The sequence below is a fragment of the Candidatus Caldatribacterium sp. genome, from assembly GCA_014359405.1.
Classification (GTDB): domain Bacteria; phylum Atribacterota; class Atribacteria; order Atribacterales; family Caldatribacteriaceae; genus Caldatribacterium; species Caldatribacterium oleiphilum.
Genome location: JACIZN010000040.1, coordinates 1 through 10,600, shown reverse-complemented (window position 1 = coordinate 10,600; position 10,600 = coordinate 1). Strand labels below are relative to the sequence as shown.

At 53.8% G+C, this 10,600-nt stretch carries 5 protein-coding genes and 2 pseudogenes (1 of these 7 cut by a window edge); all 7 read right to left on the bottom strand.

All coding sequences use genetic code 11. The features are described from left to right. Positions 1-174, bottom strand: a pseudogene (locus tag H5U36_04575) (OmpH family outer membrane protein) (it extends 383 nt beyond the left edge of the window). A gap of 17 nt (positions 175-191) precedes the next feature. Beyond that, positions 192-1,778 (bottom strand): annotated as a pseudogene (locus tag H5U36_04570) (BamA/TamA family outer membrane protein). A 114-nt stretch (positions 1,779-1,892) separates the two neighbouring features. Next, positions 1,893-3,158 (bottom strand): translocation/assembly module TamB domain-containing protein, encoded by a 1,266-nt coding sequence (locus tag H5U36_04565; GenBank protein ID MBC7217430.1) that lies wholly within the window; start codon positions 3,156-3,158, stop codon positions 1,893-1,895. A gap of 2,216 nt (positions 3,159-5,374) precedes the next feature. Beyond that, positions 5,375-6,964, bottom strand: coding sequence for a hypothetical protein (locus H5U36_04560; GenBank protein MBC7217429.1), 1,590 nt, complete (start codon positions 6,962-6,964; stop codon positions 5,375-5,377). Positions 6,965-6,967: 3 nt separating this feature from the next. After that, positions 6,968-7,984, bottom strand: a complete 1,017-nt coding sequence (locus H5U36_04555; GenBank protein ID MBC7217428.1) for a rod shape-determining protein — start codon at positions 7,982-7,984, stop codon at positions 6,968-6,970. Between the two features lie 14 nt (positions 7,985-7,998). Further along, entirely contained in the window at positions 7,999-9,288 is a 1,290-nt protein-coding gene (murA, locus tag H5U36_04550; GenBank protein ID MBC7217427.1) for a UDP-N-acetylglucosamine 1-carboxyvinyltransferase, read from the bottom strand. Between the two features lie 16 nt (positions 9,289-9,304). Then, a partial coding sequence (locus H5U36_04545; protein ID MBC7217426.1) for a topoisomerase C-terminal repeat-containing protein occupies positions 9,305-10,600 on the bottom strand: 1,296 nt, incomplete at its 5' end.

Genomic DNA, 10,600 nt, shown 5'->3' with positions numbered 1-10,600 from the left:
GGTGATCTTTGCCGTGTTCGGATGGGCATCGAAAACCTTGTTGATGTCCACTATACCAATGGCCATTGGCGATGGCGTCGGAGACGAACCCTTCTTGGTTTGGGCAAAAGAAAGGGCACCAGCAAAGGTAATGAGTAAAGCTGCAGCAAGAACACAGATCAGAATTCTCCTCATAAGTCCTCTCCTCTCCACTAAAATGTCTGTCCAATACTCACGTATGTCTGGGTTCCCAATTCCCCAATACCGTAGTCGAGGCGAATGGGTCCAATGGGTGTATCGAACCTCAGTCCCACACCGTAACCGATTTTCACATCCCCAAGATCAATAGGCTCACGCAGGTCCCAGGCGTATCCCGCATCTCCAAAAACCACGACCTGAGTGTTTTTGGCCACCTCAAAACGGTACTCGAGGTTTGCCACAAGCATCTTATCACCCTGGAACTCGTAGAGGTCATACCCCCGAAGGGTACTGACACCACCCACCGAGAACTTCTCAAAGCTCGGAAGTTCCCGATCTGCAATACCTCCAAGGAGCCTCAGAGCCAGGACGGCATTTTCACCGGCACTGATGTAGTTCCGTGCGTCCAAAACGTACTTCGTGTAGTCGTAATCACCTCCTAAGAAACCTCCCGCAAACTCGACCTGGAGTGCGCAGTACCAGCCCTCGTGGGGATTGAAAACATCGTCACGGGTATCGTAGATAACGGTTGGGGTGAGAGAGTTCGTTTTTCCATCCCCTTGAGGTGGTTCTCCCTCAAGAGGGATAATGGTGATATCTTCGGATTTGTACTGCACGCGCCACTGCCAGTCTTTTCCGAAACGTCCACCCAGCGCAATTTGACCTCCCAAGCGTTCCTCCTCGTACTCCCCCACGACTTCCTGGTCTACCCAGTTCTTCTTTTTCTCCACCTTGTCGTACAGTGCAACTCCAAAGAAGATGGGTTCGCCGAAAAGCCAGGGTTCTTCGAAGGAAATCCGGTAAAGTGTCCTGGCACCGAATTCGTACCTGAGCTCGAGCTTTTGGGCATTCCCGCCGAAGTTCGATTCCTGGTACCGGACAAAGCCCAGCCAACCCTTTTCACTATTGTACCCAACGCCAATCCCGGCTTCACCCGTTGCTTTCTCCACCACTTTTACCCTTACAACCACGTGGTCCCGATCGCTTCCAGGCTCAAGCTTCATGGTGATGTCCTCGAAAAAGCCCAGATTGTATATAGCCCTCATGCTCTCCTTGATCTTGGCAAAATCAAAGACCACCGGGGGAGTAAAGGTGAGCTCTCGGCGGAGGACGTACTCCTTTGTTTTTTGCAGGCCCTCGAATTCAACCCGCTCTATAACCCCCTCCCGAACGGTGAAGTGGAGCACTCCTTTTTCGTCGAAACGGATGTTCTCCGCCGCCGTCATGAGGAAACCCCTGTTGCTGTAGAGCGCCTTGATGCGTTCAAGGTCCCGCTGGAAAATCTGCCAGTTCATGACCTGCCCCGGGGCAACAATCATAGCCTGGCGTATCTCTTCTGTGGAGAGTACCGTGTTGCCCTGAATGTCGATATCCTGAATAACCGGCAACTCCTCCACCTTGTAGATGACCTCGATACCGTCAGGGTACCGCTTTGTCTCTGCCCAAACCTTGGAGAAGTACCCAAGGTCAAAAATGCTCTTGATATCCTGTTCGACTTTCTGGGGGTTGAAGGGCTCCTTAAGCCCCAGAGAAACAGCCGAAAGTATGAGCTGGGTATTGACGTGTTCGTTCCCTTCGACTCGGATAGCCACAACAGGAAGGGCAACTTCTTGACCGAAGGCGCATACCCTAAGAAAGGCTATCCCTACAAGGATCGTCGCCACTAAAAGGAGCCACCGGGACTGGGCAACCACAAAATTCTCCCCCTTTCAAGCTCAAAACTTCGTGGTGAACTGAAGCATCCACTCCGTTTCTCCGCTCTCCTTCCGCTCAAATTCGAAGGACCACTCTTTGTTGAAATCCACGTCCACCTCAAAGGACGACCCTCCGTCCAAGTTCTGAGTATACCCGATAGTCACGTTCTTACCAAGCCTTTTTTCGAGGGTAACCCGGGAAAAATCTTCAGGATCGAAGGTCACCGCGTCAAAGAAAGGCTCCGCCCGCAAGGCGAAGTTCCCCTTCAGGAAGAACCGGGCAACCTTTGCAAGGACCGGCGAAAGGTTCACCCGGTCAAGGTCCGCGTACGCATCCTTGTCACCCAAAAAAAGGAGCGAGAGTATTTCTTCTTTCGAGAGAGGAGGCTCCGAGGAAAAATCAATCGTATACCCCGAGAGAGGGCCATCGATGCGCACCCGAACATCGTACCCCCTAACGCTTTTCCGTCCTTCAAGACGAAGCTGCGGCATGCACCCTCCGAAATGGGTAAAGGAAATGTACCCCTCAAGGGGAATGGTACAGGCCACCAGATCGTACGTTCCCTCAACGACGTCGAACCGCCCCTCGAGGGAGAACTCACCTTTTTCGGAGTAGAGAGTCATACCCCCAGAGAGCACAAGGCGTAGAAAATCGGTCTCCACAGAGAGAGTATCTTGAAGAGTAAAGCGGAGTTTCACCGAAACGGGAAACCTCGTCCAAAACCCTTCCAGAAGGGAGAGATCTGGAACACCCTGAGAACGGCCCTTTTGGACGTTTACAGAAGCCTTGGCAATACCGATATCCCCTTCAAAGGTGTACTGTCCATCCTTTCCAGAAAGTGCAAATCGTCCGCTCCAGCGTCCCTGAAAAATCCCTTCAAGCCCTGGGAATGCCCCTTCTCCATCAAGGTCCCCAGAAACGGCAAGACCCTCGGGGGTGATCTCACCTTCTATCCTCGTCAGTCGTCCTCCAAGAAAAGCCCCCTGGGAACCGGAAAATCGCAGAACCCCTCCGGAAAGCTTTCCACTGAGATTCTCAAGGAGGAGATAGGTTCTGTCCTGGCCTGATACCTCTACCCTCTGCACGCAGAACGATCCTTCTTGAGTTGGGGATGCCCATTTTCCAAAGACATGAAACTCTCCCTTTCCCTCAAGGCTGACCCTAAACCCCTCGAAAGAAAGGGTGGATTGGGCTTCCCCCAGAATGCGAATGTCCAGGCTCTCTGTCCTGGTATCCACTATCCCTCTTCCCGAGAGACGTACCCCGTTATCTCCTTCAAGTTCCATGCCTTCCACCACGAAACTCTTTCCGTCGTACGTTCCGTGAACTTCTCCGGCGAAGTTTCCGTACGGGGGAAAAGAGAAGGTAATCGCGCCCGAAAAAAAGCGCCACAGCTTTTTCTCCGTGTCAAGGGTAAAACGCATATCAAAGGTTCCCAGCACCTTCGAGAAGAATTCTCCCCCAAAGAGTCTCAGGTTGACCCCAAAGACCTCAATGATCCCTTCTTCGAGGATTTCCGGGTTGAGCACCTCAGGGAGGGAAGCTCGACCTTCAAGGAGGCGTTCCAGGGAAATTCTCCCAGAGAGTCTCAGAGTAACTCGCTCTCCCAAAGGCTCCCTTTCCATTCGGAGCGAAGAGCCCTCTCCCTCAAACTCCCAGTGCGCATCCTCCCAGGAACCAGAGAGCAGAAGGCGGGCTTTCGCAACCACCCCGCTCACGCGAAAGTCATTCTCCGGGATGCGGAGATTCTGGACTTCCCCCTGGAGGTCAACTCTTTTCCCAAGCACGAGATCCCCCCAGGCGTTGAGGAATCCTCCGTCCCAGAAAAGGGAAAGGCGTTCAAGCTCCACTTCTTCCCCCTTCATCGTGCCCACCAGAGAGAGATCCCGACCCCCAAAGGGCCCAAAGGTCCAGAAAGGTGCAGAGAGGGAAAAAGATACAGAGCGTTCCTTGCCCCAATCGAAGGCAACCTTCCCCTGGAGGAGGAGCCGAACCTCCTTTCCCTCCCAAAGGGAATGAAGGGGGTAATTTTCAAAAACACCCTCCCCCCTGACCCCTGAAGAATCCCGCGTCAGGCTTCCCAAAAACTTTCCCTCTCCCTGGACAAGGCAGAGATTGCGAAGGGAAACAGTACCTCTCGTAAGCATGACTTCTCCGGAAGCAATACGTCCGAAATCTATCCCCTGCACGCAGAGGTGCCCGTCAGCCAAGGAGAGAGAGAGCTTGAAGCCTTCCCCTTCCCTTTCGAGGGCAAAACTCCCGGAAAAGGCACCTGAGAGCGGTACGTCTTCCCTTCCCATAATCTCCTCAAGGGGGATATCGAAAACTTTTCCAAAGACACGGAGCTTCCCCTCCTTGTACTCACCGGATACTGTCACCCGTCCACCGAGGAACACTCCTTCGCCGGAAAATGCAACCCCCTTACCGTTAAGATGCGCCCGAAACTCTTCCCCTTCGAACTCCCAATCACCGATTCTCCCCCGAAGCCTCCGGAGCTCCATCTCTCCCTGAAGTGTCTCCCCCGCTCCCTTGAGTTCTCCCTCAAGAGTAAAAGAAATGTCCTGCTCGGGTACATCCACCGAAAAATCGGTGAACTTCACCGTAACGTTGTTCCGGAAGAAGCCCTCAAGCTTTCCAGAAACGTGGATTCCCTGCCACCTCGAGCGAGGGTGCAGAGCAAGGAGAAAGGAAAGGGCATTGAGGTCCACCACGAGATGTCCTGAAAGCTCCCCGCTTTGGAAATCCCCTTCAAAGGTAGGAAGGGCAAGATGTCCCGAAAGCGCAAGGGGAAATTCCATCCCAAGGGCATGGACCACTCCTGAAAGGGAAAGCAACGCGTCCTCACCGAAAGCGCACTCCCCGGAAAATCGCACCCCTCTTCCCTCGACGAGAAACGGGGAAATTCGAAAGGCTTTTCCCGTGCGGGAGAAGACTCCACTGCAGTGCATTCCCCCAAAGTCCCCGGAGAAACTCCCGTCCCGCAGTGAGAACATCCCCCGGAAAGGCGAGGCACGGTACATTCCCGAAAAGGAGACCGTATCCCCCTGAATGTTCCCCCGGAGAGAGAAAAAGGAGGAAGCTACACCGAAGGAGAAATGTGCTCCGCTTTTTTCAAACCATCCATCCCACACGAGGTCACGCATTCCCACGAAACGACCCCTCTGTACCCTGAGGGAGAAGGGAGGGAGGGACTCAAAGGAGAAAAAAGAGGGGAACTCGGAGAAGGAAAACTCTCCGTCCACAACAGTAAGAGAAACCCCTTTTGTCCAGCTCAGGCGGGCAAGAAGATACGGTGCCCGGAGCAAGAATCCCCTGCCTTGAATGGAAACCCCTTCAAGTGAAAACCCCAGAAAAAGTGGGGTAACCTTCCGTGCGGCAACGGTAAGACCGTAACGGGTTTTCAATTCCTCCATAACCTTTTGCACGAAGTACCTTCCTCCCCAAAGAAGGGAGAGGAAGAGTACAAAAGCTATCCCAAGACTCCAGAAAATTCTTCTCTTTCTCAATTCACCCATACTTTCGTCGAGGCACTTCCCTCAAGGACAAAGGGAAGGAACACATGGGTCTTGAGGTAGGCATTCTTCTGGGAGAAATCGCTTCGAGCCCCGACTTCAAGGTTGACGCCGTCGCTGCGGAAGGTATCGAGCTTCTCTTCAACGTACTCCTCAAAACTCGGAGCAAAAGAGCTCCCCTCTGTTTCCTCCCCTCCACCACCCTTCCCTCGCACCGTAACCTCTGCCTCACCAGGGACAAAATCAGGTGGAAGGGTAAAGCTCAAAGAGACATCCCGTATTCCCTGACGGTACAGAAAAATGGTGACCTTCCCTTCGACCCTTTCGCCTCGCCTTACAATTCTTGGGAACTCGCAGGAAACAATCCACCCCCGTTGCATCTCAGGGAACACCTCAATGCCGATCTCTACTCTCTGAACCCCAAGGGGACGGTACGGGTTTTTAAGGAGCGACTCAAAGATTTTCTGAAGGGTACCCGCGGTAAAGGTAGCAATATCCGGTTCACTCACCCAGAAGAATTCCTCTTCCACAAGCGTTCCATCGCCTTCAAGTCGGAACTTCACGTCCACACTTCCTGGGGATTGACGGTCGATGGTTCGGTCAATGGCATCAAGCACAAGCTCAGGTAGGAAATCCACAAGAATATCCTCTTCCCGCACCACCGAGAAGCGGAACTCTCGCTTCGTAACCCCCTCTTTCACCTGGACCATGACCTCCGTGGTTTCGGGAAAAACACCAAATCGCCCCGCTATGCCTACGCCCCGATCCTCCTCCACCGTACCCACAATCTCAAGAGGCGTGCCAACCTTGAAGGGGAACTCGTTGCCCTTGAGGCTGAAGTTCACGTACACGGAAGAAAGAAAGTACTGGGCTCTCCCCCGGTGGAGGAAAGGATGTCCTAAGGCGAGGAAACGATCCCCTTCCCGAAGGGTCAAAGTGCCAATGCTCACCACCTCAGCATCGCCAGTGACAAGCTGCACACCAATTGCACTCCCTGGCTCAAGAGAAACGCCCTTTTCCTTTCCTTCACCAGAGAAGAGTTGAGGAAAGGACAGAATCCTTCTGAGATCGTACTTTTTGCCAAACTTTTGACACAGGCGCTCCCACGCCCTCCGACCAAACCCAAAGCAAAAAACCACGGATTTCTCTTTCCCTTCAAGAGGAGCAAGGATTTCCTCCTCTTCCCACATCTTGAGCATGGCCTCAATCGGTGTTACCACCCCCACCAGGTGGTCCTGGGTTTCGAAGCTGTGGGAAAGAGCTCCCGCAACTCGCCCCCGGACGTAAACAGGACTCCCGCTCATCCCCGCAAGAATGCCCCCGAGGCTTCGGATTTTTTCGTCGGTTACAAGAACCACAAAGTAGCTGTCGGTGATGTCTTTTGCCCGAACCACGTCGATGATTTCCAGGGAGAACTCTTCCACCTGAGTTCCGTAGAGGACGGTTTTTCCCACCGCCTTCATGCCTTTGCGAAGCGCAGAAAAAGGGAAATAGGGGATTTCTCCACCCAGGACCCAGGGAGAGAGGAAAAGGAAAAGACTCACTACCCCAAAAAGAAGGACGGCCTTACGCCACCACAAAAGTTACGCATTCCTCCCTTTAGTGTAGAGGAAACCATTTCGGAGGAACTTCAAATAGTCAAGAACCTTCCCCGCTCCAAGAGCTACGCAGGATATGGGATCATCGGCAACATAGACCGGGGTCCCCAGGGCTTTCGAGAGCATTTCATCGATGCCCCGCAGGAGTGATCCTCCACCCGTCAGGCAAATTCCCTTCTCGCCGATATCGGCAGCAAGTTCTGGGGGCGTATGCTCAAGAACCATTCGCGCTGCTTCCACAATGGACGCAAGGGGCTCGGTGAGACACTTGTACACCTCAGAAGCGGTGAGGAGAATTTCCTTTGGAAGCCCCGAGACGAGATCCCTCCCCTTGACCCGAATCGCTTTATCCTCCGGAGGAGGAACAGCCCAACCAATTTCGATTTTGATTACTTCTGCGGTCTTCTCACCGACAAGGAGGTTGAACTTCTTGCGGAGGTGACGCATGATGGCTTCGTCCATTTTGTCCCCTGCTACTCGTACAGATTGACTCACCACAATGCCACCAAGGGAGAGTACCGCAATGTCTGTTGTGCCTCCACCAATATCGATGACCATACTCCCTGAAGGTTCGGTAATATCAAGGCCAGCCCCCAGGGCAGCCGCCATTGGCTCTTCAATGAGATAGGCCCTTCGAGCCCCTGCATGGTACGCCGCTTCAAGAACAGCCCGTTTCTCGACCTCTGTTCCCCCAGAGGGCACGCAAATAACCACATCGGGCTTGAAAAGGCTTCTCCCACACACCCGCTGAATGAAATAGGTGAGCATTTTTCGAGTAATTTCGTAGTTGCTGATGACGCCATCTCGCAGCGGACGGTGGGCTACAATGTGCTCAGGAGTTTTTCCAATCATCTCCCAGGCTTCTTTTCCAACGGCGAGAATCTGATTCGAGTCCTTAGCGATTGCCACCACCGAAGGCTCGTTGAGCACAATTCCACGTCCGTGGAGGTAAATGAGGGTTGTCGCCGTCCCAAGGTCAATGCCCAATCGTTTGTTCCACATGTGAATTCCTCCCACTACCCGCGTACCCGCTCAATAGATGCCCCAAGAGACCGAAGCTTCACCTCAAGGTCCTCATACCCTCGGTCGATGTGGTGTACACTGTACACCTCAGTCGCACCTTCTGCGGCAAGACCCGCAAGGACAAGGGCTGCACCTGCCCGAAGGTCTGTGGCCGTAACCTGGGCTCCGGTGAGCTTCTCCACTCCCACGACTACGGCACTTCGTCCTTCAACCTGAACCTTTGCCCCCATCCGCTCAAGCTCCCCCACGTGGGCAAAGCGACTCTCAAAAACAGTCTCAGTTATGACGCTTACTCCATCGGCAAGGCAGAGCAAAGACATGAACTGAGCCTGCATATCCGTTGGAAAACCGGGATAGGGCATAGTCTTAATGTTTGCCGGCTTTGGCCTACCAGACATGGTCACGCGAACCGCATCCTCGGCCACTTTCTCAACCCCTGCACCAATTTCCTCAAGCTTCGTGAGCACGGACCGAAGGAGCGACGTCTCAACCCCCTGCACCACCACATCACCCCGAGTGATGGCGGCGGCCACACAGAACGTACCTGCTTCTATACGGTCGTTCATGATGGTGTGCTCGCATCCTTTAAGGTCTCTCCGCCCCCGCACAACAATGGTATCGGTTCCTGCCCCCTCTACGGAAGCCCCCATAAGGGTGAGAAAGCGTGCGAGATCCACAACCTCTGGTTCCCGAGCAGCATTGGCAATAATGGTCTCATCCTCAATGGTTGCCGCAAGCATCATGACGTTTTCTGTCGCACCGACGCTTGGAAAGTCAAAGTACACTTCGCCACCGTGGAGCTTTTCCGCCCAAGCCTCAACGTACCCGGAACGCATGGAAACGTGAACCCCAAGGTGGGCGAATCCCTTGAGGTGGAGATCAATCGGTCGAGAACCAATGGCACATCCTCCAGGGAGCGGAACCTGAGCCCTTCCAAGGCGGGAAATGAGAGGCCCTGTGACGAGAAAGGAAGCCCTCATCTTCCTGATGAGCTCATACGGTGGTTCGAATCCTGAAAGGGCTGCGGGGAAGATACGGTACGAATGTCGCCCAACTCGCTCGACTTTTGCCCCCAGGCTCTCAAGGACCATGACCATCGTCTGTACATCCAGAAGATCCGGGGCATTGTGGATAACCGAGGGCTCCTCACTCAAAAGCGCAGCGGCAAGAATGGGCAAAGCTGCGTTTTTCGATCCTCCAACGGTGACACTTCCCGAAAGAGGTCGCATTCCCAGAATTCGAAAGCATTCTTTTACCTCGCCCTGGTCTTTCAGCTCTTCCATACCACGCTAATTATACTCAATCTCCGTTCTCCTCGCTATCACCTTTACTCCCCCGGACCTTCGAAACAGTACCCGAAAAGGAGAACTCCACCTTTCCTTCTTCGGAGAGCACAAGCGTAGCGGAGAACTTCTTCCCCTTCCGAGAACGGAAACCCGAAATTTTGCCTGTCTTCCCGGTTGCCAGAAGTTTCTGCACCTGCTGACGGGAAATCTTCTTTCCCGAGATGACCTTCCATACCGTAAAGGGACATCCCTCTCTCCAGCGGGAACAGTTGAAAGCCTTCTTGTTCTCGTACACCGGAGCTCCACAGAGGGGACACATTCCGACAGGCTCTCCCAAACCCATCATCCGGCTTTTGGCCCCTCGAACATCCTCAGAGGCCTGGGCCTTTACCTTCTCCACTATTTCACGCGTGAGCTTTTTTATGTCCTCCATGAAGAGTTCTCGAGTGAACTGTCCTCTCTCAATGAGGTTGAGTTTCTTCTCCCACTCTCCGGTGAGCTGTGGGGAGGCAAGCTCCGGTATGGGAATGCTCTCCACAAGGCGGATGAGTTCCATGCCCTTAGAGGTGGGAATGAGGGTCTTTCCTTCGCGTTCCACGTACCCAACTTCAATGAGACGTTCAATAATGGCTGCTCGGGTAGCCGGTGTTCCAATGCCGCTTTCCTTGAGAACTTCCCGGAGTTCCTCGTCCTCTACGAAGCGCCCCGCTCCCTCCATAGCCGCAAGGAGCGTCGCCTCGGTGTACCTTGGGGGAGCCTTCGTCTCCTTCTCCTCGCTCCAAACCTCCGCCACATCCACCATTTCTCCCCGAGGAACAACGGGAAGGAACTCTTCTTCCTCTCGGGGATAGAGGACCCGCCATCCCGCCTCAACAAGAATCTTAGCCTTGCTCACGAATTTTTCTCCCGAAACCTCAGTCGTAATCGCCCGGTGCATCCAGGAAGCTGGAGGGTAGAAAACAGCGAGGAAACGACGTACCACGAGGTCCATAACCTTTCTCTCGCTCTCTCTCAGCGCTTCCCAGCGAATTTCTTCACCCGTGGGGATGATGGCGTGGTGGTCAGTAACTTTACTTCGGTCAAAAACCCGTTTATCCTTCAGTGCCTCCCTTGGAGAAAGGCCCTTCGTAAATTCCCCAAAGCCACAGCGAGAGAGCATGGCGATGCTCTTCTCCACCTGCCCGAGGAGGTCCTCCGAAAGGTAACGAGAATCGGTACGGGGGTAAGTAATGAGCTTGTAGTGCTCGTAGAGGCGCTGGGCGATGTCAAGGGTCTGCTGCGCTGAGTACCCAAAGAGCTTATTTGCATC

Bases quoted from the DNA above. Each gene is read 5' to 3' on its own strand.
- H5U36_04565 (MBC7217430.1), bottom strand. From the start codon at position 3,158: ATGGAACTTGAAGGAGATAACGGGGTACGTCTCTCGGGAAGAGGGATA.
- H5U36_04555 (MBC7217428.1), bottom strand. From the start codon at position 7,984: ATGTGGAACAAACGATTGGGCATTGACCTTGGGACGGCGACAACCCTC.
- murA (MBC7217427.1), bottom strand. From the start codon at position 9,288: ATGGAAGAGCTGAAAGACCAGGGCGAGGTAAAAGAATGCTTTCGAATT.